The sequence below is a fragment of the Nitratireductor sp. GISD-1A_MAKvit genome, assembly GCF_040819555.1.
GTDB lineage: Bacteria > Pseudomonadota > Alphaproteobacteria > Rhizobiales > Rhizobiaceae > Nitratireductor.
Genome location: NZ_CP161920.1, coordinates 3,656,940 through 3,678,649 on the forward strand (window position 1 = coordinate 3,656,940; position 21,710 = coordinate 3,678,649).

General features: G+C 60.1%; 20 protein-coding genes and 1 pseudogene. 17 read left to right on the top strand and 4 right to left on the bottom strand.

What is annotated here, in order from left to right; all coding sequences use genetic code 11:
- Positions 1 to 2: 2 nt before the first annotated feature.
- From phnL to AB2N04_RS18875, 6 genes are all read left to right on the top strand, one after another.
- Positions 3 to 710: a phosphonate C-P lyase system protein PhnL gene (gene phnL, locus AB2N04_RS18850; RefSeq protein WP_367716229.1), complete on the top strand. Its 708-nt coding sequence runs from the start codon at positions 3 to 5 to the stop codon at positions 708 to 710.
- A complete protein-coding gene (locus AB2N04_RS18855) occupies positions 707 to 1,321 on the top strand; it encodes a DapH/DapD/GlmU-related protein (RefSeq protein ID WP_367716231.1) in 615 nt (204 codons plus the stop codon). Before phnL ends, AB2N04_RS18855 begins: the two co-directional genes overlap by 4 nt.
- A 291-nt stretch (positions 1,322 to 1,612) precedes the next feature.
- A complete protein-coding gene (locus AB2N04_RS18860) occupies positions 1,613 to 1,927 on the top strand; it encodes a (2Fe-2S)-binding protein (protein ID WP_367716233.1) in 315 nt (104 codons plus the stop codon).
- The gene (bfr, locus tag AB2N04_RS18865; RefSeq protein WP_367716235.1) at positions 1,893 to 2,378 is read left to right on the top strand and encodes a bacterioferritin; all 486 of its coding nucleotides are present in this window, start codon (positions 1,893 to 1,895) and stop codon (positions 2,376 to 2,378) included. Before AB2N04_RS18860 ends, bfr begins: the two co-directional genes overlap by 35 nt.
- 719 nt (positions 2,379 to 3,097) lie before the next feature.
- Positions 3,098 to 4,108, top strand: coding sequence for a ligase-associated DNA damage response exonuclease (locus AB2N04_RS18870; protein ID WP_367716237.1), 1,011 nt, complete (start codon positions 3,098 to 3,100; stop codon positions 4,106 to 4,108).
- On the top strand, positions 4,108 to 5,706 hold the full coding sequence (locus AB2N04_RS18875; protein WP_367716239.1) for a cisplatin damage response ATP-dependent DNA ligase: 1,599 nt from the start codon (positions 4,108 to 4,110) through the stop codon (positions 5,704 to 5,706). Before AB2N04_RS18870 ends, AB2N04_RS18875 begins: the two co-directional genes overlap by 1 nt.
- An 8-nt stretch (positions 5,707 to 5,714) precedes the next feature.
- On the opposite strand, the gene AB2N04_RS18880 is transcribed toward AB2N04_RS18875, so the two are convergent.
- Positions 5,715 to 6,812, bottom strand: coding sequence for a hypothetical protein (locus AB2N04_RS18880; RefSeq protein ID WP_367716241.1), 1,098 nt, complete (start codon positions 6,810 to 6,812; stop codon positions 5,715 to 5,717).
- A gap of 154 nt (positions 6,813 to 6,966) precedes the next feature.
- On the opposite strand from AB2N04_RS18880, the pseudogene AB2N04_RS18885 reads away from it, so the two are divergent.
- A pseudogene (locus tag AB2N04_RS18885) lies at positions 6,967 to 8,110 on the top strand (aminotransferase class I/II-fold pyridoxal phosphate-dependent enzyme).
- Between the two features lie 102 nt (positions 8,111 to 8,212).
- Positions 8,213 to 9,169: an NAD(P)H-dependent flavin oxidoreductase gene (locus AB2N04_RS18890; RefSeq protein ID WP_367716243.1), complete on the top strand. Its 957-nt coding sequence runs from the start codon at positions 8,213 to 8,215 to the stop codon at positions 9,167 to 9,169.
- 6 nt (positions 9,170 to 9,175) lie between these two features.
- On the opposite strand, the gene AB2N04_RS18895 is transcribed toward AB2N04_RS18890, so the two are convergent.
- Both AB2N04_RS18895 and AB2N04_RS18900 read right to left on the bottom strand, forming a co-directional pair.
- Entirely contained in the window at positions 9,176 to 9,583 is a 408-nt protein-coding gene (locus tag AB2N04_RS18895) for a GFA family protein (protein ID WP_367716245.1), read from the bottom strand.
- Between the two features lie 152 nt (positions 9,584 to 9,735).
- Entirely contained in the window at positions 9,736 to 9,942 is a 207-nt protein-coding gene (locus AB2N04_RS18900; RefSeq protein ID WP_367716247.1) for a cold-shock protein, read from the bottom strand.
- 655 nt (positions 9,943 to 10,597) lie between these two features.
- On the opposite strand from AB2N04_RS18900, the gene phnC reads away from it, so the two are divergent.
- From phnC to pdeM, 9 genes are all read left to right on the top strand, one after another.
- Entirely contained in the window at positions 10,598 to 11,440 is an 843-nt protein-coding gene (gene phnC, locus AB2N04_RS18905) for a phosphonate ABC transporter ATP-binding protein (protein WP_367716249.1), read from the top strand.
- 84 nt (positions 11,441 to 11,524) lie between these two features.
- Positions 11,525 to 12,433 carry a phosphonate ABC transporter substrate-binding protein gene (gene phnD, locus AB2N04_RS18910; protein ID WP_367716251.1) on the top strand — a complete coding sequence of 303 codons (909 nt, stop codon included), beginning with the start codon at positions 11,525 to 11,527 and terminating at the stop codon, positions 12,431 to 12,433.
- Between the two features lie 67 nt (positions 12,434 to 12,500).
- Positions 12,501 to 13,469: a phosphonate ABC transporter, permease protein PhnE gene (gene phnE / locus AB2N04_RS18915; RefSeq protein ID WP_367716253.1), complete on the top strand. Its 969-nt coding sequence runs from the start codon at positions 12,501 to 12,503 to the stop codon at positions 13,467 to 13,469.
- 2 nt (positions 13,470 to 13,471) lie between these two features.
- On the top strand, positions 13,472 to 15,019 hold the full coding sequence (gene phnE / locus AB2N04_RS18920; protein WP_367716255.1) for a phosphonate ABC transporter, permease protein PhnE: 1,548 nt from the start codon (positions 13,472 to 13,474) through the stop codon (positions 15,017 to 15,019).
- Positions 15,020 to 15,131: 112 nt separating this feature from the next.
- Entirely contained in the window at positions 15,132 to 15,839 is a 708-nt protein-coding gene (locus AB2N04_RS18925) for a DUF1045 domain-containing protein (RefSeq protein WP_367716257.1), read from the top strand.
- Between the two features lie 2 nt (positions 15,840 to 15,841).
- Positions 15,842 to 16,981 (top strand): alpha-D-ribose 1-methylphosphonate 5-triphosphate diphosphatase, encoded by a 1,140-nt coding sequence (locus AB2N04_RS18930; protein WP_367716259.1) that lies wholly within the window; start codon positions 15,842 to 15,844, stop codon positions 16,979 to 16,981.
- On the top strand, positions 16,978 to 17,610 hold the full coding sequence (gene phnN / locus AB2N04_RS18935) for a phosphonate metabolism protein/1,5-bisphosphokinase (PRPP-forming) PhnN (RefSeq protein WP_367716261.1): 633 nt from the start codon (positions 16,978 to 16,980) through the stop codon (positions 17,608 to 17,610). Before AB2N04_RS18930 ends, phnN begins: the two co-directional genes overlap by 4 nt.
- An 84-nt stretch (positions 17,611 to 17,694) precedes the next feature.
- Positions 17,695 to 20,226, top strand: coding sequence for a ligase-associated DNA damage response DEXH box helicase (locus AB2N04_RS18940; RefSeq protein WP_367716263.1), 2,532 nt, complete (start codon positions 17,695 to 17,697; stop codon positions 20,224 to 20,226).
- Positions 20,223 to 20,930 carry a ligase-associated DNA damage response endonuclease PdeM gene (gene pdeM / locus AB2N04_RS18945; RefSeq protein ID WP_367716265.1) on the top strand — a complete coding sequence of 236 codons (708 nt, stop codon included), beginning with the start codon at positions 20,223 to 20,225 and terminating at the stop codon, positions 20,928 to 20,930. The genes AB2N04_RS18940 and pdeM overlap by 4 nt, the downstream gene beginning before the upstream one ends.
- On the opposite strand, the gene AB2N04_RS18950 is transcribed toward pdeM, so the two are convergent.
- The gene (locus tag AB2N04_RS18950) at positions 20,931 to 21,710 is read right to left on the bottom strand and encodes a TIGR02186 family protein (protein ID WP_367716267.1); all 780 of its coding nucleotides are present in this window, start codon (positions 21,708 to 21,710) and stop codon (positions 20,931 to 20,933) included.

The following is a 21,710-nucleotide window of genomic DNA, read 5'->3' on the forward strand; positions in this document are numbered from 1 at the left end:
TCATGGCAACGCCCCTCGTCGTCTCCGAAGTCTGCAAGAGCTTCACCATGCATCTCCAGGGCGGCATCCGCCTGCCCGTGGTTTCCGATGTTTCCTTCTCGCTCTCCGCCGGCGAATGCGCCGTGCTTGGCGGGCCATCGGGTGCCGGCAAAAGCTCCATCCTGAAGATGATTTATGGCAGCTATGCCATCGACAGCGGTCAGGTGATTGTCACCCATGACGGAAATCTGCTGAACCTCGCCACCGCCGATCCGCGCACCGTCATCGCCATCCGCCGCGACACGATTGGCTATGTCAGCCAGTTCCTGCGGGCGGTGCCGCGCGTTTCAGCCCGCGACGTGGTGGCAGAACCACTGATTGCGCGTGGTGAGGCGCTTGATGATGCTCGCGGCAGGGCGGAGGTTCTGCTGGAGCGTCTCAACCTGCCCGAACGCCTGTGGGACCTGCCGCCAGCCACCTTCTCCGGCGGGGAACAGCAGCGCGTGAACATCGCCCGCGGCTTCATCACCGATCATCCGGTGCTGCTTCTCGACGAACCCACAGCGTCGCTCGACAAGGCCAACCGCGAGATCGTGATCGCCATGATCGACGAGAAGAAGAAGGCGGGTGTGGCACTGCTCGGCATTTTCCACGATCAGAATGTGCGCGATGTGGTTGCCGACCGGATCATCGACGTCACCGAATTTGCGCCGGACAGGAAAGCTGCATGAAGAAGCTCTCCGAGGAGCCCTTTGTTCATCCGACCGCAGAGGTGAAGGACTCGACGCTTGGCCGCTACACGGAAGTGGCCGAGCGCACGCGCCTGCATGAAACGGTGCTCGGTGACTATTCCTATGTGATGCAGGATTGCAGCGCCTGGTGTGTTGAGATAGGCAAATTTTCCAACATCGCCGCCACCGTGCGCATCAACGCAACCAACCACCCCACCTGGCGTCCGACCCTGCACCACTTCACCTATCGCTCCGCCGATTACTGGCCGGATGTCGTGAACGACCGCGAATTCTTTGACTGGCGGCGGGGGAACATGGTGCGGATCGGTCACGACACCTGGCTTGGTCATGGCTCCACGATCCTGCCCGGTGTAACCGTGGGCGATGGGGCGGTGATCGGTGCGGGCGCAGTCGTGTCGAAGGACGTTGCACCCTACACGATTGTCGGCGGCGTTCCCGCACGTCCGATCCGTGGGCGTTTCGACCGAAAGACCGCCGAACGTTACCAGGCGCTTGCCTGGTGGGACTGGAGCCATGACCGTCTGCGTGATGCGCTGAACGATTTTCGAACACTTGAAGCGGAAGCGTTTCTTGAGAAGCACGAAGCCTGAGCCCGCGCCATCTGGTCGCAACATTCCCTGAATATAATCGTCAGGTTTTTATTGACAGGATCGAAGACCTGCGGTTTCTATGGTTCCGCATCCGCGCGATGCGTCCATGATGTCTGGGCCTTTACCCCTTTCGATCGCAGGACGTCTGTCGTTGCCCGCTGATCTGTGTGCTGTCTGATCTGACGGCATCGCGTTGCATTCATTGGGCAGATCTTCCGGCAAACTCCAGCACAAAGGTTTTGGCTCTGCATCGGGACCGACCTTGCAAAGCCACGGAGTTCCGACGTCGCCATGCTCGTCTGTCAGTGCAATTTGATCACCCAGAAAGAGGTCGAGGATACGATCGTCTCCATGCTGGATGAGGATCCCTGGCAGCTTGTTGTGCCAGCGAAGGTCTACCACGCCATGTCCAAGCGCGGACGTTGCTGCGGCTGTTTTCCGAATGTCGTGGAAACAATCATCCGCGTCACTGAAGCCTATCATGCGCGCCTTGATGCTGCCCAGAATGCTGCTACCGTGACATATCTTGATCAGGTGCGCGCGTTGCGCGAGCGTTTTGGAAGGGAATTCAATGAAAGGCGACAAAAAGGTCATCGAGCGGCTTAACGAGGCGCTCACCCACGAACTAGGGGCTGTCAACCAATACTGGCTGCATTATCGCCTTCTGGATGACTGGGGCTTCACAAAACTCGCCAAAAAGGAGCGCGAGGAATCCATCGAGGAAATGCACCACGCCGACAAACTGGTGGAGCGCATCATCTTCCTCGAGGGCCATCCCAACCTTCAGGTTGTCGGCCCGCTGCGCATCGGCCAGAACATCAAGGAAGTGCTCGAGGCTGATCTCGCCGGTGAGCACGACGCCCGCAAGCTTTACAAGGAAGCGCGCGACGACTGCCACGATGCGGGCGACTATGTGTCCATGGAACTGTTCGAAGAGCTGCTCGCAGACGAGGAAGGTCATATCGACTACCTCGAAACGCAGCTTGAACTGCTTGAAACGATCGGCGTGGAAAAATACGGCCAGCTCAATGCCGGTTCGGCTGACGAGGCGGAGTAGCACGAAGGCCCGCCTGAATTCTCAACGAATTTCAGGCGGGTCCGCTCAATGGCCTAGAGGCTCACACGTGATGCCTCGAAACACTTCGGGTTGCTCGGCATAACCAGCCGCGATCAAGTGATAAAACATGGACACATGTGCCCATCCCACCGTGGGGGCATCGAATGCTGCCTGCACCTCAATCCCGCGCACGCGACATACAAATCCCTGTGCCGCAGCGTGCTCCGACACCAAAACGGCGCAGATAAATACGCCGAAGCAAATTATATTTTTGAAACTCACAGTAGATACAAACCCTTTATACAATAAAATTCTTCAGAAGCTAAATCTCATCTCTCTGGAACATGAAATCGCTGAGAAAACCCACCCCTCGGAAAAACCTACTTCTCTGACGAGATAGGCGTACATTTTTCGGTGAGCGCTTGCAGGACTTTTATCGTGAATCCTCATCACAAGCCCTAGTGAGCCATACGCGCACACGTAAACTCCCGCCCGAGAAGGTGATATAAAAAAGAAAATTGAAGTTAATATTATCAAAAAATAATACATGAAAACTCTCATACCATCCTCCTTTGTTCGCGCACCGCATAAAACTTATCTCGATACAAGACAACATTTTTATATTTATACATAAACCAGTATTTGTAGAAATTGTATTCTACGTGATATTTTCTCTTCAAAGCTTCTAATTCTCAGAACAGCCCCTATCATCCTGTGTCATGAAACCGCAGGATCTGCTTCGCCCTCGCTCTGCCGGCCTCTACTGCCCGCCAGGTGATTTCTACATCGATCCCGTTCGTCCGGTGGATCGGGCACTGATCACGCACGGACATGCGGATCATGCCCGGCCGGGCCACGGACATGTCATGGCCACGCGAGAAACGCTCGACATCATGAAGCTGCGCTATGGAGCCGATTTCGCGGCGGCACGACAGGTGATTGAGTATGGATCGGCCCTGAACCATCGCGGGGTCACCGTTTCATTTCATCCGGCCGGCCATGTGCTGGGTTCTGCACAGATAGCGGTTGAGGTCGACGGGCTGCGCATTGTTGTGTCAGGCGATTACAAACGTCATCGCGACGCGACGTGCATGCCCTTCGAGCCCGTCCGATGCGATGTCTTCATAACAGAGGCGACCTTTGGGCTTCCGGTTTTTGTCCACCCCGACCCGGTGCGTGAAATCCTGCGGCTTGCGGAATCACTTCAACAGTTTCCCGAGCGCGCCCACATTGTGGGAGCCTATTCCCTGGGAAAGGCGCAGCGGCTGATCAGTCTTTTGCGATCGTCCGGGCACGACGCGCCGGTCTTCATCCATGGTGCGCTCGCAAAACTCTGCCGCTATTATCAGGGCCAGGGTATCAAGCTTGGAAAACTCGCTCCCGCGACTTCAGAGGAAGGCATCGTCGACCGGGGGGCGGGCCAGATCATTGTCGCTCCGCCCTCGGTGTTCGGCGAGAAGTGGACGCGCCGGTTTGCCGACCCACTCAACGTCTTCGCTTCGGGCTGGATGCGCATTCGACAGCGGGCAAAACAGCGTGGCGTCGAATTGCCTCTCATTGTTTCTGATCATGCCGACTGGAACGAATTGACAGACACGATCCTTGAAACGGGAGCGCGGGAAGTCTGGGTCACGCACGGGCGTGAAGAAGCCATTGTTCGCTGGTGCGAACTCAACGGCATTTCCGCACGCCCGCTCAATCTGGTGGGATATGAAGATGAGACAGACTGATGCAACGCTTTGCGGAACTGCTTGACCGGCTGGTGCTCACCCCTTCTCGCAACGGGAAGATCAGGCTACTGACCGATCACTTCAGGAAAGTGCCGGATCCTGACCGGGGTTATGCTCTTGCGGCACTGACCGGGGCACTCAGTTTTCCGGCCGTCAAACCGGCCATGCTTCGCGCATTGATCTGTGAAAGAATGGATGAGGTTCTGTTCGCCTATTCCTACGACTACGTGGGAGACCTGGCCGAAACCATTTCACTGGTCTGGCCTGCCCCACCGGTGACCGACAGCCCTGCACCCGGGATCTCAGAAACCGTAGACACACTCTCCCGGCTCGGCAGGAGCGAAGCGCCAGCGGTGATCGCCACCCTGCTCGACCGTCTCGACCCATCTGCCCGATTTGCCCTTATCAAGCTTGCTACCGGCGGGCTGCGTATCGGCGTATCGGCACGGCTGGCAAAACAGGCACTGGCGGCCTTCGGCAGTCAGGACATCGCCGAGATCGAGGAGCTGTGGCACGGTCTCGAGCCACCCTATGAAGAATTGTTTGCATGGCTGGAGGGCAACGCAGGAAAGCCTGCAAGCTCGACGAAGGCACTGTTCCGTCCTGTCATGCTTGCTCACCCGGTTGGCGACACCGACCTGAACAGGCTCGCGCCAAGTGAGTTCGCTGCCGAGTGGAAATGGGACGGCATCCGCGTGCAGGCTGTCTGTGAAGCGGGAGTTAAGCGGCTCTACTCCCGCACCGGCGACGACATTTCCCGATCCTTTCCAGACGTACTGGCGGAATTTGACGTCGAGGTCACGCTCGACGGGGAACTGCTGGTTGGGGTCCCGGGCGACAGAACAGGCTCATTTTCGGATTTGCAGAAGAGATTGAACCGAAAGACGGTCTCGAAAAGGATGCTTGCGGACTATCCGGTCTTCCTGCGCTGCTACGATCTTCTTCGTATCGGTGAGGAGGATCTGAGGCCGCGTCCTTTTGCCGAACGTCGTGCGGCACTTCGCAATACGCTCTCAATGCTGCCAGATAACCGGTTCGACATCTCCCCGCTGGTAGAGTTTTCAGGGTGGGAGAACCTCGATGAGATGCGCAGGAATCCGCCACATCCGGTTATCGAGGGCGTTATGCTGAAACGACGCGACTCTCCTTACCTGGCCGGGCGTCCCAAGGGCCCATGGTTCAAATGGAAGCGCGATCCGTTCAGGCTCGACGCTGTCTTGATGTATGCCCAGCGCGGTCATGGCAAACGGTCAAGCTTCTACTCCGACTACACGTTCGGAGTATGGAAAGGACCGGAGAACGCCCTGGAGCTGGTGCCCGTCGGCAAGGCCTATTTCGGCTTCACGGACGAGGAACTCAGGCAGATCGACAAATACGTACGCGACAACACGGTCGAACGCTTCGGTCCGGTGCGTTCAGTCCGCGCCGAACCCGGCCACGGCCTCGTGCTGGAAATCGCCTTCGAAGGCCTTAGCCGCTCCAGCCGCCACAAATCCGGCGTCGCCATGCGCTTTCCGCGCATATCACGACTGCGGTGGGACAAGCCGGCCGCTGAGGCTGATCGGCTTGAAACGATCACGGCGATGTTGCCGGACTGACAACCGGTCTATTGCGTGGCTACCGCCGCGCGGATTGAGAAGACATCGATTGCACGCCCCCCACCCGTCGCATCCGGAACGAGCGTGATCGTCCCGCCGCCATTCGGCGAGATATCGGGAAATTTGACCTCAAACAGATAGTCTGAGCGTGTTGGACCCACCACGTAGCGAGTGCGGCCGCAGCCACCCAGAGCGCCAAATCGGCAGGAGAGCGAAAGCTGGGTCTCCTCGCCATCCTGCGATCGCACTTCGATGCTGAAAATCGCATTGCGTCCGGAGAGCCTCTCCAGAATCCCCTGCCCCACGTCGAAAGCGATTCCGGATCTCGCCGTCGAGGTGCTTGCCCGCAGGAAAGCCCTGTTGTCGTTGCGTATCACATCGACCTGCCCGCCATCGGGGGTCGAAACCGTGGTCGGGTCATTCGGGTCGAATACGGTAATCCAGTCGCCAACGGCCCGGCTACCACCGCCCGCCCCTGACAGAGCCTCGTCACCCGCCGAATAATCCTCTTCCTCAAACGCCAAGGGCGGGTTGCGTACGCTGGTATCACGTTGCGAACCGGACAGAAGTATCCCGCTGGACAGCGTCCACCAGACCCCCAGCCCCACAAAGGCGACCACGGTCGCCACCAGAAACAGCATCGCGTATGGACGGCGTGGCCTTCGCTCGTTTTCACGAATGCGGCGTTTCACCCCATCGTCTTGAGCGGCTGCGCCCGCGAATCCCCGATCATTCGGGTCGATTCTGGGAGCGAAATCATTCCTCTCCGGCTGAGCTTCTGGAGCACGGGGCCGCTGCGGCTCAACGGATGGAGAGGGCGGCTCCCGCCGGCGCCGCTCCGGTCTTTGCACCGGCGGAACTGCCGCCTCGGTTCCCGCACGCTGCGGTGAAGGTGCAGCCGGAACGAACTCTGTCTCGATCTCGGTGATCGTCTTTTTCAGAGCCTCGCGTCGGGCAAGTTTCACATTGTCGGAAAGATCGTCACGCGCTTCGAGCGTGCGCTCAAGTGCGGCAAAGGCGGAACGGTAGACTTTCTCACGAAAGGGTCGCTTGCTCGCGTCTCCCTTTGCGAAAGCCTTTCTTATGGCTTTTTCTATCGCGTCCAAGGCTGGCTGCCCTCTTTGCCTGTCGTGTCCTATGGTTAACCGTTGGTGAGTATGCAATCAACGGTGATAACAAGGAGTGAACAATCGGATTTTCCTACGAAATCAGCCGGGGAACCGTATCGCTCCCTTCGATACAGCCGATAGAGGGATGCGAATGCGCGACTTTGCACTGGAGGTTCATTTTTCCCGCTGGGAGTTTAACGCCCGCCATCACATGACAGCCTCCGACATGGAAAGCATGACTGTGGGCGAGTTGACCGAGATGGCAGGTGCTGACGCGCGCAAAGAGCTCGACAGTTTGTGGCTCGGTTATACGGAGACCTGGGGGGCACCCGATCTGCGCGAAGCGATCGCGGCAACCTATAACGGCCTTTCTGCGCGCGAGATCCTCTGTTTCGCGGGAGCAGAAGAAGGCATTTATACCGCAATGCGGGTTCTGCTCTCACCGGACGACCATGCCATCGTTTCGGTCCCCAACTATCAGGCAGCCGAGACGGTGCCCCTTGGCCTGTGTGCGGTGACCGGTGTGCCGCTGCTGGAAAATGAAAACTGGCGGCTTGATCTCGACGCGGTGCGCGCAGCCATCCGGCCCCAACACGAAGCTCGTCTCCATCAATGTGCCCAACAACCCGACGGGCGCACTGATTCCCCATCAGGATTTTGCGGCGCTGATTGAACTTTGCCGTGAACATGACCTCTACCTGTTCAGCGACGAGGTCTATCGCCTGATTGAGCGGGACGAGGCCAGGCGCCTGCCGCAGGCGGCTGAAGCCTATGAAAAAGGCATCTCCCTCAATGTGATGTCCAAGGCCTATGGTCTGCCCGGCCTGCGCATTGGCTGGATTGCCAGCCGCGACGCTGCACTTCTCGGGAAACTCGAGCGCTACAAGCACTATCTCTCCATCTGCAACTCGGCTCCGAGCGAGCGGCTGGCAGTGATGGCTCTCTCGGTGAAGGAGCAGATTCTCGCACGCAACCGGGCGTTGATCGTCGAAAATCTGGAGAAAATGAACGCCTTTTTTGCAGACTATCCCGATCTCTTCGACTGGGCCCCACCGGATGGCGGCTGCGTGGCCTATCCGCTCTACAAGGGGGCTGATGGCGTGGAAGCCTTCTGCCGCGACCTTGTTGAACAGCAGGGTGTGCTGCTTCTACCAGCTTCGGTCTATCGTTCGGAGCTGATGAAGGCGCCGGCCGAGCGTTTCCGCATCGGCTTCGGGCGCCGGGGCATTGATAAAGGTCTGGCAGCCATGCGAGCCTTTCTGGACCGACGCCACAACGGCCCCGCAACCGGGTGAGGAGACGGCCGAAGCAAAAAACGCGTCGAGGGTTCACAACCGGGGGGCAGATGGGCTAGAAGATTTGACGTTTACGAATACGTCAATTGAGAGGGGTTGCACATGGCACTTCCGGCCATCTTCGACACATTGCGCCTGCCCGTGGTCGGCGCACCGCTGTTCATCATCTCGAACCCGTCTCTTGTGGTTGCCCAATGCAAGGCCGGCATCGTGGGCTCGTTTCCAGCGCTCAATGCCCGACCGAAGGAACAGCTCGACGAATGGCTTTCGCAGATCAGGGAAGAGCTGGCAGCGCACGATACGGCCAACCCCGACCGCCCTTCCGCTCCATTTGCGGTGAATCAGATCGTGCATCGCTCGAACGACCGGCTTGAGCATGATTTGCGGGTTTGCGTGGATCACAGGGTGCCGATCGTGATCACCTCACTCGGAGCGGTCGAAGAGGTCAATCAGGCTGTTCATTCGTATGGTGGCATCGTTCTGCATGACATCATTCATGACCGGCATGCGCGCAAAGCCATAGAGAAGGGTGCCGACGGGCTGATTGCCGTTGCGACAGGCGCCGGTGGGCACGCAGGCACGCTTTCGCCTTTCGCTCTGGTGCAGGAAATTCGTCAATGGTTCGAAGGACCGCTGCTTCTTTCAGGTGCCATCGCCAATGGTGGAGCGGTGCTTGCAGCCGAGGCCATGGGCGCTGACCTCGCCTATATCGGCTCCCCGTTCATCGCAACGCACGAGGCTCGTGCTCCAGATGACTACAAGGAGATGATCGTCTCCTCACGCGCAGCCGACATCGTGTACTCGAACCTGTTCACCGGCGTGCATGGCAATTATCTCAAGGGCTCCATTGTCAAAGCCGGCATGGACCCCGACAATCTGCCGGAAGCCGATCCCTCCAAGATGAACTTCGCCAGCGCGGACGCAAAGGCCTGGCGTGACATCTGGGGCAGCGGCCAGGGCGTCGGCGCGGTCAGCGAGATCACCTCCTCGGCAGCGCTCGTGGATCGGCTCGCAGCCGAGTACGAAGCCGCAAAAGAGAGACTTTGCCTGAAAGGATGAGGCGATCTAACCTGGGAGGCCATCAATCTTTGGCACCTCATTGAGGTCATCATCCCAGCCCGCTCGGCTGGAATGGCAGACATGCGCATCGGGCCGAACATCCAGGGGCGTATCCACGCTACCTGCAGGAACCACGACCAGGCTGCCCTCCATCTGCAGACAGGGGACAGCGCCTCCGCATTCGGTGCAGAAGCTTTTCTCATGCCGTGTTCCGGGAACCCGATAGTTTCTGGAATGGTCCCGCCCCGACAGCCAGGTCACCTCTGCATTCGTGAAAAAGAGATTTGCAGCGTGAGCTGAACCCGTATCCTTCCGACAGCGGGAACAATGACAGAGAAAAAAACCCTCAAGCGTTCCGCGGCACTGATACCTGATTGCTCCACACAGGCAGCTGCCCTTTACCAAGCGTGACATGCCCCCCTCCTCCTGCAGTCTGGCAATTATATTCACAACCTTTCGGCTTCATATGAGAAGTGCTCTCATTCAGGAAGCTGCAGGGTGCTCAGACACAAAAAAGCCCGGAGCGCCACAGGGCGCTCCGGGCTGAAACAGCTTACAGAAACCGCTTAGGCGGACTGCAGGTTTCCGGCGGACAAACGTCCGTCGCGACCGGTCTCAAGTTCAAACGAAACCTGCTGACCTTCAGCGAGGTCGCTCATTCCGGCGCGTTCCACGGCGCTGATGTGAACGAACACATCCTTTTCACCGTCGTCGCGCTCGATGAACCCGAAACCCTTCTGACCGTTGAAAAACTTAACTTTACCTGTAGGCATGATGGCGATCCTTCAATTATCGACCAAAAACACGCAAACCGCACTGCGCGGAATGCAACAAACATCGATTTCAGGAAAGAGATTGGCGGGTCGATCGTCTTGACGCCGCACGAAGCCAAGTCAGGCCCGAATAACGATATTTCTATTATGCGCGGCAACTATGGCTTGTTCAAGGCAAAAAATGAACGACGAAGACTCTGACTGCGAACGGAAACACTCTTCCGGCAAGCCCACGGCGCGAAAAACAAAAAAAGCGGGCCTGAGCCCGCTCCCTTCGTGCCTGACCTCAATACGGGTGCCGGTACCTTCATGGTCACCACGCAATCCATCAGGGAAAGTTCAGGTACCATCCCGGGGACCTCACCACATATCTTGCAGGACGTCCCGCGCCAGATCGGCGCCTGATGTTGCCTATGTAGGCCCATATTCAAAAAAATACAAGTAAAATCTTTCTTCTTTCAATAAATCAAAATAATCAGCCGGCCTTCTGGAACTGCCCCACGCCAAAGAAACCAGGCGGCGCATGCATGTGGACCGTCAAGAAACCGTCATCTGAACGACATCCAGCTTTCATGCTCACCCGTTAGGCGGTGAGGCCACAAAGGCGAACCAACGCCTGACGTAGCCTCACGAAGGCGTTTGACGGGAAAAGCACATGCTTGAAATTCGACAGGTTACCCGACGCTTCGGACAGAACACGGCCGTGCGCGACGTGGAGCTGGAAATCGAACAGGGCCAGATGGTCGGAATCATCGGTCGCTCTGGTGCCGGCAAATCGACGCTTCTGCGCATGATCAACCGGCTGATCGATCCATCCGAAGGCTCGATCTCGTTTCAGGGCAAAGAGGTATCGGCTCTCAGGGGGGCGGAGCTTCGCCGCTGGCAACGCGACTGCGCCATGATTTTCCAGCAGTTCAATCTGGTGCCGCGTCTCGACGTGCTGACCAACGTCCTGCTTGGACGCCTCAACCATCGCTCCACCGTTCTGAACCTGATGAACATGTTTACCCGCGAAGAGCGCATCCGCGCCATCGCCGCGCTCGAGCGTCTCGACATCGCCCAGACCGCCCTGCAGCGCGCCGGCACCCTTTCCGGCGGCCAGCAGCAGCGCGTGGCGATCGCCCGCGCACTCATGCAGGAGCCGAAGGTGATCCTCGCCGACGAGCCAATCGCCTCGCTCGATCCGCTCAACGCCAAGGTGGTGATGGACTCACTAGCCGATATTAATGCCCGCGAGGGCATCACCGTCATCACCAACCTGCACACGCTCGACACGGCGCGCGCCTATTGCAACCGCATTGTCGGCATGGCGAAGGGCGCGGTGGTTTTCGACGGCCCGCCGGAGGCGCTCACCAGCGAAGCGGTGCGGACGATCTATGGCGGTGAGGAAGGCGCGGAGCTCTCCGAGGCCATCACCTCAACCAGCATCGATATCCCGGCTCCACAGCCGGCAAGGAAATCGACCGGTCAGGCGCAACCGGCGCTCGCCGCCGTCTGATCAACGAGATCGCCTGGCCCGCGTAACGGGCTCCACCTGTCTGAAAACCCGCCGGCAAGGCCGGCACCCAAATGGAGAGACGTCATGTTCAAGAAAGCTCTTATGGGCGCCGTTGCGCTCACCGCATTGATGGTCGGCGGCGCACAGGCCGAAGACCTGAAAGAGTTCCGCATCGGCATTCTCGGCGGTGAAAACGAAGCCGACCGCCTGCGCAATTTCTCCTGCATGGTCGACAAGCTTCCCGAGGTTCTGGGCGTCGAGAAGGTCGCTCTGTTCCCGGCTGCCGACTATGACGGCGTGATCCAGGGCCTGCTGGGCGGCACGCTCGATTATGCCGAGCTCGGCGCTTCTGGCTATGCCAAGGTCTATCTGGAAGATCCGAAGGCCGTTGAGCCGATCCTCACCACGGTTCAGACCGACGGCTCCACCGGCTATCATTCGGTCATGGTGGCCCGCAAGGATTCCGGCATCACCAAGCTGGAAGACATGAAGGGCAAGAAGCTCGGCTTTGCCGACCCGGATTCCACCTCCGGTTACCTCGTTCCCGCCGTCACACTGCCAAAGGCAGTCGGCGCTTCGGTTGAAGAGTTCTTCGGCGAGACCGGCTTCGGCGGCGGCCACGAGAACCTGGTTCTCGAAGTGGTGAAGGGCACGTTCGACGCCGGCACAACCTGGGCTTCGGGCGTTGGCGAATTCTCCGACGGCTACACCTCCGGCAATCTGCACAAGATGGTCGAGAAGGGCATTCTCGACATGGACGATCTGGTTGAGCTCTGGAAGTCGCCGCTGATCCCGAATGGTCCGGTCGTGGTCCGCACCTCCATGGACGCCGACATGAAGAACAAGTTCAAGACCTTCATGATGGAAATGCCGGAAGCCGATCCGGAGTGCTTCGCAGCCATTCAGGGCGGCGATTACAAGGGCTACACCGAAGTGACCCCGGCATTCTACGAGCCGATCATCGACGCCCGCCGCTCCAAGATCGGTTCCTGATCCCTTTCCCGCAATCTGACACGCCGCTGGCTCCTGCCGGCGGCGTTGTCACACAGGCGTGCCAGACATGACAGCAACGACCCATTCCCCGCTTCTTTCCGAAGCCGGCCAGGCCGTGGAGCGCCACTGGCGCGAACTGGCTGGACGCCGCCGGCTCTACACCATTGGCGGCATCGTGTTCATGGTTCTCGCCATGAGCGGTTCGCTCTGGTTTGCCAATGAATCGAACGCCGGCAAGTTCTTCGACCGACTGCCCTATCTGTTCGATTTCGTGGGGCAGATGCTGCCGCGCGATGGCTGGGAAATCTGGCGCGCGCTGTTCGACCTGCCCTCGCCTTATGACGATGGCAGCCTGAAATACAATTATCCCGATGGACGGATTTATCTCACCGATACGTTCTATCTGCCCGAATATTTCTACAAGATGCTGGAGACCATCAACATTGCGCTGGTTTCCACACTGATCGGCTTCGGCTTTGGCTTCATTCTGTGCTTCCTCGCCGCATCGAACCTGACAACGCGGCGCTGGCTGCGTTTCTTCGTGCGCCGTTTCATGGAACTGCTGCGCGCCTTCCCCGAGATCGTCATCGCAGGCTTCTTTCTCGCCATCCTGTCGATCGGCGCGGTACCCGCGATCATCGCAGTCTCGATCCACACGGTCGGCGCGCTCGGAAAAATGTTCTTCGAAGTGGTCGAAAACGCCGACATGAAGGCCGAGGAAGGCCTGCGTGCTGCCGGCGCGAACTGGGTGGAGCGTGTCTGGTTCGCCATCGTTCCACAGGTCATGCCCAACTTCCTGAGCTACGCGCTCCTGCGTTTCGAGATCAATGTGCGCGCCTCCACCATCATCGGCGCGGTCGGGGGCGGTGGTATCGGCGAGGCACTGCGCCTGTCGATCAGTCGAACGCATGAGGCAAAGACGCTCGCCATCATCCTCCTCCTGTTCTGCACCATCGTCGCGGTCGACCAGTTTTCGGCCTGGCTGCGCGGGCGCCTCGTCGGCAGGCAGGCATTTGAATTTGGCCGGGGAGCCTGATCATGACCGAAACCGAAGCCAGCGCCATCGTCGCGCGCCATGCAGATGTTTTTCAGCGCCCGCTGCTTGAGCGCTTTCGCGCTGCACTCATCATCGCAGCCGTCGCGCTCTACATGGTCTTTGCCTGGTGGCTCTTTGCCATGGGGCAGGTCATTTCCAATGGCAACTGGGAAATAGCCGGCAGCTATCTGGCCGACTGGGTTTCCTATGAAATACGTCCTGATATCGAATATGACGGCGATACGCTGGACGTTTCCTTTCCCCGCTTCTCTCCACTGGGAGACGATCCGAAACCGAACTGGGTGGTGACTGAAACAGCGACAGTCGAACGCCGCAGTGCGACGACCGCTGAAGCAGCAGGCTCCGACAGCGGCGAAACCAGCGGCGCCGGCTTCCTCGGCGCGCTGGACACGAAACCTGCTACGAAAGACGACGGTGGGTTTCTTGGCACCATGACGTCTCCCTCCGCGCCATCAGAAAATCCCTCCACAAACACCGCACCGGCGGAACCGGTGGTGACCCGTGAGGAAGCCATTGTGAGCGCTGATGTTTCCTTCGGCGGCGACACACACATCCGCGTTCAGCCGGGCTTCGTGACCGTCACGCACAAGGGCGAGACGCTGGAACTCGACATCGAGGAACGGAGAGCCGTGAATGCACGTGAACCTCTGCCGGAGTGGGCGAGCCAGCGCGCGCCCGGCGCCAAGGTGATCGTGCGTTTCGGGTTCGCCGGCCGCGCGGAAATCGAGGATGACGAGGTAAAGGTGCGTCGTCGTTTCCTTGGCTGGGAGAACTTCTTCTTTGATACACGCTCTCCCTATTGGGATATGTCGGCCAGCGAGGTTCTCGGCACGATCTTCTTCGGTGAACGCATTGAGGAAGGCCGCTCCAATCTGGCCGTTGCCTGGGGCAATTTCGTCAACAATGCCGACTGGCAGCATGGCGATGTCTGGCTGAAGCTGCTTCAGACCATCGTCATGGCGTTTGCCGGCACGGTGTTCGCCTCGCTTCTGGCCTTCCCGCTTGCCTTTGCGGCTGCGCGCAACATCATGCCAAACCGCTTCGTCAACCATCTCTTGAAGCGCTCTTTCGATTTTCTACGCTCGGTGGACATGCTGATCTGGGCGCTTTTCTTCACCCGGGCGTTCGGACCGGGGCCGCTGGCCGGCATTTCGGCGATTTTCTTCACCGACACCGGCACCTTTGGCAAGCTTTACTCGGAAGCGCTCGAGAACATCGATGACAAGCAGCGAGAAGGCGTGCGCTCCGTCGGCGCCTCGCCGTCATCCGTGCAGCGCTTTGGCGTCGTGCCGCAGGTGCTGCCGGTGTTTTTGAGCCAGTCTCTGTATTTCTGGGAGTCCAACACGCGCTCTGCCACCATCATCGGCGCCGTGGGTGCGGGCGGTATCGGTCTCAAGCTATGGGAGGCCATGCGCACAAATCAGGACTGGGAAAACGTGGCCTACATGGTGATCCTGATCCTGCTGGTGGTCTTCGTATTCGACGGCATTTCCAATGCGCTTCGGCAACGTCTCATCGGGAGACAATGACCGCGATGATGACGTCACGGAAATTGGCTGATAGCCTTCGCGGTCCTTTCGAGGGATTCGTCAACCTGTCACACAAATCGCCTATTGCACCGCAATCGGCGAGGAAAAGCTCATGCGCTACGCAATCTACTTCACACCTGAACAAGACGACCCGCTGGCCCGGGCCGCCGCTCGCTGGCTGGGACGCGACGCCTTTACAGGCGAAGCGCTCACCCCCGCGGGAGCCGGGCCATTCTCGGCTGCGGAGATCTCGTTTCACACCGCCGCCGCGCGACGCTATGGCTTTCATGCGACGCTGAAAGCGCCGTTCCGACTGGCAGAGCGGCAGAGTGAGCAGGCGCTAATCCAAGCGCTGGAGACGTTCTGCGCGCAGATGGAGCCGGTGACGGTCCCGCGCGCGGTGGTGCGTAAGCTTGACGGCTTTTTTGCACTTGTCCCTGAAGAGCGCTCCGAAAGGCTGGACGCGTTGGCCGGCAGCATCGTGGAGCACTTTGAGTCCTTTCGGGCACCGCTCACTCCCAGCGAGCTCGAACGGCGCAATCCCGACAATCTTTCACCCTCGCAGCTCAAAAACCTGCACAAGTGGGGATACCCCTATGTGTTTGACGAATTTCGCTTCCACATGACCCTGACCGGGCGTGTGCCACAGGAGGAAGCTCCGCGCATGGAACGCGCCATCGACGCCTTCTTCGGGCCGCTTTTGTCGGAACCACTGGAGATCGGATCGCTGGCCCTGTTTATCGAGCCGGAGCCGGGTGCACCATTCCAGGTGAAATCCTTCCACACGCTCGGCTGGAACAAGACAAGAAAGACTGCTTGATAATGACGAACGAACTGGTCCTCAAAAACGCCCGCATCGTGCTGCCCGATGAGGTGATCGAAGGCAGCATTTCGATCCGCGACGGGCGCATCGCCGACATTGCCGCCGGCAATGCCGCTGCCGGTGAAGACATGGAGGGCGATTACGTCCTGCCGGGCCTGGTCGAACTGCACACCGACCATCTGGAGCGCCACTATGCACCGCGCCCGAAAGTGCGCTGGAACCCCATCGCCTCGGTGCTCGCACATGATGCGCAGATTGCCGCATCCGGCATCACCACCGTGTTTGACGCGCTTCGCATCGGTTTGGATGAAGACAGCAACCTGTGTGCTTTGGAAATGCGCGAGCTCGGCCACGCCATCGAGAACAGCGTGGAAGCCGGCCGCCTGCGTGCCGACCACTTCCTGCATCTGCGCTGTGAGGTCTCCGCGCCCGATTGCCTGGAAGGGTTTGAGCTTTTCAGAAACGACAGCCGGGTAAAGCTCGCTTCGCTGATGGACCACTCGCCGGGCCAGCGTCAGTTCACCAGCATCGAGACCTACAAGGTCTACTACATGAACAAGACCGGCATGACGGAAGAGGATTTCCGCCAGTTCTGCGACAAGCGCATCACCCAGTCGCAGACCTATTCCAGCCGGCATCGCAACGCCATTGCCGAAATCTGCCGGGAAAACGGCATCATTCTGGCGAGCCATGACGACGCCACGATGGAGCATGTGGACGAGGCGGCGACGCAGGGCGTGCGCGTGGCCGAGTTCCCGACCACACAGGAAGCGGCAACCGCCTCGCGCGACGCCGGCATGCAGGTGCTGATGGGCGCGCCCAATGTGGTGCGCGGCGGATCGCACTCCGGCAATGTCTCAGCGCGCAGCCTGGCGGAAGGCAAGACGCTCGACATTCTGTCGTCGGATTATATCCCGTTCAGCCTTGTTCAGGCCGCTTTTGCGCTCGGTGAGACGGTGGAGCACATTTCGCTGCCCCAGGCCGTCGCCATGGTTTCGAAGAACCCGGCAGAAGCCGTCGGGCTTGATGATCGCGGCATTCTCGAAGCCGGCCGCCGTGCCGACATGATCCGCGTGCGGGTGGACGAGCATGTGCCGATTGTGCGCTCGGTCTGGCGCGAGGGAGCGCGGGTGGCATGAGGTCTTCTGCCACGCTGGAGCGCGTCATCGACGAGCAGGATTTCCCGATCCGGCACGGCGTCTTCATTGCTGTCGCAGGCCCCTCGGGCGCCGGCAAGGATTCGGTGATGGACTATGCGCGCCATCGGCTCGGCCCCCAGGATAGCGACGTCACCTTCGTGCGCCGTGTCATCACCCGCGAGATGGACGGTGCCGGCGAGGCCCATGACTGTCTTACGCGGGGAGAGTTCGATGAAGCCGAAAGCAAAGGCGCATTCGCCGTAAGCTGGGAAGCGAACGGGCTGAAATACGGCCTGCCCGCCAGCGTGGACGGCATTGTGCGCGAAAGCCATGTGGCCGTTGCCAACGTTTCCCGCGCCGTCATCCCGCTCCTGCGTGAACGCTATGGCAATGTCATTGCCGTGATCGTGACCGCATCCCGCGAGGTCCTTGCCGAGCGGCTTTCAAGCCGCGGCCGCGAGACCCGTGAGGAAGTGCTGGCGCGTCTCGAACGGGCGCACGCGAAGGAGCTCGCCGTGGAAGACGCAACGGTCATCGACAATTCCGGCGCGCTGGAAGAGGCGGGCGAAAAATTTCAGGACATTCTGCGCCGCGCTGCGGCATGGAGCGCGGTGAGCGACAGCGTCTAACCACCACACCTGTTTCGGATATGTGAGCAGATACTCAAAGCACCTCTTGGCGTGCTTTGTGTTCTGGTTTAGTTCTAGCTCATCTTGGAACACCGGACGCACCCCATTGACGGCATTGCCGCGCCTTCCCTGCCAGCGCCCTTCAGCGAATGGTTCGTCACACGCGGGTGGCAGCCGCGTGCGCACCAGCTCGAACTTCTGGCGCGTACGCAGGCCGGTCGCTCCGCACTGCTGATCGCGCCGACGGGCGCCGGTAAGACGCTCGCCGGCTTCCTGCCCACGCTCACCGATCTTGCAAGCCGTCCAAAACCCCGCCCCGGAGAAGCGCGACGCGGGGTCCATACGCTCTACATTTCTCCGCTCAAGGCGCTCGCCGTCGACATTCAGCGCAATCTCAACATGCCGGTGGCCGAAATGGATTTGCCGGTGACGATGGAAACGCGCACCGGCGATACGCCCACCCACAAGCGCCAGCGGCAGAAATACGCGCCGCCTGACATTCTGCTCACCACGCCCGAACAGCTTGCCCTTCTGATCGCCTCGCCCGATGCGGAGCGTTTCTTCTCGGACCTCAAATTCGTCGTGTTCGACGAGTTGCACTCGCTGGTGATCTCCAAGCGCGGGCATCTGCTTTCGCTTGGCCTTGCACGGCTGCGCCGCCTGCGACCGGAGTTGCAGACCATCGGGCTTTCGGCGACGGTCGCCGAACCTGAAGCGCTGCGCCGCTGGCTGGTGCCGCAGGGCAGGCCCGGCGCCATGGCCGATATCGTGACCGTGTCCGGAGGCGCAAAACCGCACATCACCATTCTGGAAACGGAAGAGCGCGTGCCATGGGCCGGACACTCCGCGCTCTATGCCATTCCGCAGGTGTATGAGGCGATCAAGGCACATCGCACCACCCTGCTCTTCGTCAACACACGCAGCCAGGCCGAGCTTCTGTTCCGGGAATTGTGGCGCGCCAATGAAGACAATCTGCCGATTGCCCTGCACCACGGCTCGCTGGATGTCGGACAGCGGCGCAAGGTGGAAAAGGCGATGGAGACCAACAGCCTCAGGGCCATCGTCGCCACCTCCACGCTTGATCTCGGCATCGACTGGGGCGACGTGGATCTCGTTGTCCATGTAGGTGCACCCAAGGGAGCAAGCCGGCTGGCACAGCGCATCGGCCGCTCCAACCACCGCATGGATGAGCCAAGCCGCGCCATCCTCGTGCCGGCCAATCGCTTCGAGGTGATGGAGTGCCGCGCAGCGCTCGAGGCGAACTATCTTGGGGCGCAGGACACGCCGCCACTGGTGGAAGGCGCACTCGATGTACTGGCGCAGCATGTGCTGGGCTCGGCCTGCGCCGCCCCGTTCGACGCCGATGTGCTCTATGGCGAGGTTGCGAGTGCGGCACCCTATGCCGGGCTGGACCGGGTGACATTCGACCGTATTGTCGAGTTTGTCGCCACCGGCGGCTATGCGTTGAAAAGCTATGAGCGCTATGCCCGCATCCGCAAGACGAAGGACGGGCTCTGGCGCATCGCCAACCCGCGTATTGCCCAGCAATACCGGCTGAACGTCGGCACCATCGTCGAGTCACCCATGCTCAACATCCGCATGGTGCGGCGTGGCCGTGGCAACGCCTCGCGCGGAGGGCCCGTGCTCGGCAAGGTGGAGGAGTATTTCCTCGAAACGCTCACCCAGGGCGACACCTTCCTGTTTTCCGGCCGGGTGCTGCGCTTTGAGGGCATTCGCGAGAATGAGTGTCTTGTCTCGGCGGGCGGCGGCGAGGACGCCAAAGTGCCGTATTACGCGGGCGGCAAATTCCCGCTCTCCACCTATCTGGCTTCCGAAGTGCGCGCCATGCTGGCCGACCCGAAGCGCTGGAAGGCGCTACCGCCGCAGGTCGCCGAATGGCTTTCCATCCAGTGCGACAAGTCGGTCCTGCCACGCCGCGAAGACCTCTTGGTCGAAACCTTTCCGCGCGGCAACCGCTTCTACATGGTGCTCTACCCCTTCGAGGGCCGGCTCGCGCACCAGACGCTGGGCATGCTTCTAACCCGTCGGCTTGAGCGCGCCGGCGCCCATCCGCTCGGCTTCGTCGCCAATGACTACGCCATCGCCGTATGGGGGCTCAACGACATGAGCGCCATGCTGAAGAGCGGCAGGCTCAGCCTGACCACTCTTTTGGACGAAGACATGCTGGGCGATGATCTCGAAGCTTGGATCGCCGACAGCTGGCTTTTGAAACGCACCTTCCGCAATTGCGCGCTGATTTCCGGCCTTGTCGAAAAACGCCACCCCGGTCAGGAGAAAACCGGCCGGCAGGTGACCGTTTCCGCCGACCTCATTTACGACGTTTTGCGGGCTCATGAGCCGGATCACATTCTCATGCAGGCCACATGGGCGGACGCCGCGCAGGGCCTGCTCGATGTCAGGAGACTGGGCGAGATGCTGTCGCGCATTCGCGGACGAATCGTGCATAAATCTCTCGGTCGCATTTCGCCGCTGGCCGTGCCCATCATGCTCGAAATCGGCAAGGAGGCCGTGGCCGGCGATGCAAATGAGGCGTTGCTTGGCGAAGCGTCGCGACTTTCAGGCGAGGAATTGATGCAGGAGGCGCTTGAGGCATGAACAGCCTTGCACCCGCAACCGATGCGAGCACCGCTTTGACGGTGCGCATTGCCGGACATGAGGCCGTGTGCGACTGGCGCGGAGTGCTTTTCTTTCCGGCGATGAGCCTTATGGTCGTCTCCGACCTGCATCTGGAAAAGGGCGCGGCTTATGCCAGGCGGGGTCGCATGCTGCCACCCTATGACACTGCTGCTACGCTGACGCGGCTGGAAGGCGTTTTGGCAAATTACGACCCCGAGATGGTCATCAGCCTCGGCGACAGTTTTCACGATGATGAAGGCGCCGCCGAAATGCCCGCGCCTTTCCGTGATCACCTTGTCCGGGTCATCGGTAAGCGCGACTGGCACTGGATCGCCGGCAACCACGACCCTTCACCCCCGCCGGACCTGCCCGGCCGCTGCGCTCAGGAGATCGCCATTGATGGCCTCACTTTCCGCCACGAGCCTGCGCGCGGTGCGGGGCCGGGCGAGATCGCCGGCCACCTGCACCCAGGCGCGCGCATCGTGCGACGCGGGCGTGGTGTGCGTCGGGCCTGTTTCGCGTGCGACGGAAGTCGGCTCATCATGCCGGCATTCGGCAGCCTGACCGGCACGCTCAATGTGCTCGACCGCGCTTTCAACGGCCTTTTTGTCCGTGAAAAACTCGCTGCCTACATGCTCGGTCGACAGGGCATTTATGCGATTGCCGGCAGCATGCTGCGCTGATCAGTCCTTCCGGAAAATCAGCCGTCCGAGCCAGCCAGTGACAATGGCAATGATTACGGCAACAATGCCGTAGAGCAGGCTGTTTTCATGCGCAAAACGGTATAGCCGCTGCTCCAGACCCGCCTTGCGTATTGTGAGCTGGGCGGAAGTTTCACGTAGAAAAACACCGTTCCGAAACATGTAAGCGCGCGCCCTGTGCGTGCCCACCGCCACGTTGGGAGCCAGCCTGAGTGATGCGCGAAAGAGGTTCTGTGACAGAAAGCGCACCCCCCCGACACGAACCGAATAAAGCCCCTGCGCTTCTTTTCGCTCACGCAGCGCCTGGGTGAATTCCTCGATCGTCCGTGGCTCGCCGTCGGCATCAAGCGGCTGCAGATGCAGGTTGTCCGCGCCAAGGGCGAGCCTGCGATAGTCGTCTGGCGCGGTAATGTCCTGCGGCGGCCGGGTCAGCGCCATGGAATAGGAAGCCGGTACGTTCTTGAAGATCATCGCTTCCGTGTTGATCCACATGCCGGCAACACGTGTTTTCTTCCGGACCGTCACGCTGCGTGGCGGCCCTTCAAGCACGACAACCACGTCATAGCGCCCCTGCCGTGCAATCAGTGGATCGGCATTGTCCAATGCACCAAAAATCGTAAGCTCCGCACCACTGAAATCCGATGTGATGGCCACCTGGTCGGTGGAGAGCCCAATCTGAATGTTCTCAGGAATACTGTCCTGCGTGTGGCCTGCCGAAGCGGAGAGCACGAAGAGCACGATGCCGAGAGCAGCGAAGCGCAT

Excerpts from the sequence above, each read along its gene's own strand:
- phnE (WP_367716255.1), top strand. The coding sequence starts at position 13,472 with ATGACCGAAACCGAAGCCAGCGCCATCGTCGCGCGCCATGCAGATGTT.
- phnC (WP_367716249.1), top strand. The coding sequence starts at position 10,598 with ATGCTTGAAATTCGACAGGTTACCCGACGCTTCGGACAGAACACGGCC.
- AB2N04_RS18860 (WP_367716233.1), top strand. The coding sequence starts at position 1,613 with ATGCTCGTCTGTCAGTGCAATTTGATCACCCAGAAAGAGGTCGAGGAT.
- AB2N04_RS18925 (WP_367716257.1), top strand. The coding sequence starts at position 15,132 with ATGCGCTACGCAATCTACTTCACACCTGAACAAGACGACCCGCTGGCC.
- bfr (WP_367716235.1), top strand. The coding sequence starts at position 1,893 with ATGAAAGGCGACAAAAAGGTCATCGAGCGGCTTAACGAGGCGCTCACC.
- AB2N04_RS18895 (WP_367716245.1), bottom strand. The coding sequence starts at position 9,583 with ATGTCACGCTTGGTAAAGGGCAGCTGCCTGTGTGGAGCAATCAGGTAT.
- AB2N04_RS18875 (WP_367716239.1), top strand. The coding sequence starts at position 4,108 with ATGCAACGCTTTGCGGAACTGCTTGACCGGCTGGTGCTCACCCCTTCT.
- AB2N04_RS18930 (WP_367716259.1), top strand. The coding sequence starts at position 15,842 with ATGACGAACGAACTGGTCCTCAAAAACGCCCGCATCGTGCTGCCCGAT.
- AB2N04_RS18890 (WP_367716243.1), top strand. The coding sequence starts at position 8,213 with ATGGCACTTCCGGCCATCTTCGACACATTGCGCCTGCCCGTGGTCGGC.
- AB2N04_RS18900 (WP_367716247.1), bottom strand. The coding sequence starts at position 9,942 with ATGCCTACAGGTAAAGTTAAGTTTTTCAACGGTCAGAAGGGTTTCGGG.
- phnD (WP_367716251.1), top strand. The coding sequence starts at position 11,525 with ATGTTCAAGAAAGCTCTTATGGGCGCCGTTGCGCTCACCGCATTGATG.
- phnE (WP_367716253.1), top strand. The coding sequence starts at position 12,501 with ATGACAGCAACGACCCATTCCCCGCTTCTTTCCGAAGCCGGCCAGGCC.
- AB2N04_RS18855 (WP_367716231.1), top strand. The coding sequence starts at position 707 with ATGAAGAAGCTCTCCGAGGAGCCCTTTGTTCATCCGACCGCAGAGGTG.
- pdeM (WP_367716265.1), top strand. The coding sequence starts at position 20,223 with ATGAACAGCCTTGCACCCGCAACCGATGCGAGCACCGCTTTGACGGTG.
- AB2N04_RS18870 (WP_367716237.1), top strand. The coding sequence starts at position 3,098 with ATGAAACCGCAGGATCTGCTTCGCCCTCGCTCTGCCGGCCTCTACTGC.
- AB2N04_RS18950 (WP_367716267.1), bottom strand. The coding sequence starts at position 21,710 with ATGCGCTTCGCTGCTCTCGGCATCGTGCTCTTCGTGCTCTCCGCTTCG.
- phnL (WP_367716229.1), top strand. The coding sequence starts at position 3 with ATGGCAACGCCCCTCGTCGTCTCCGAAGTCTGCAAGAGCTTCACCATG.
- phnN (WP_367716261.1), top strand. The coding sequence starts at position 16,978 with ATGAGGTCTTCTGCCACGCTGGAGCGCGTCATCGACGAGCAGGATTTC.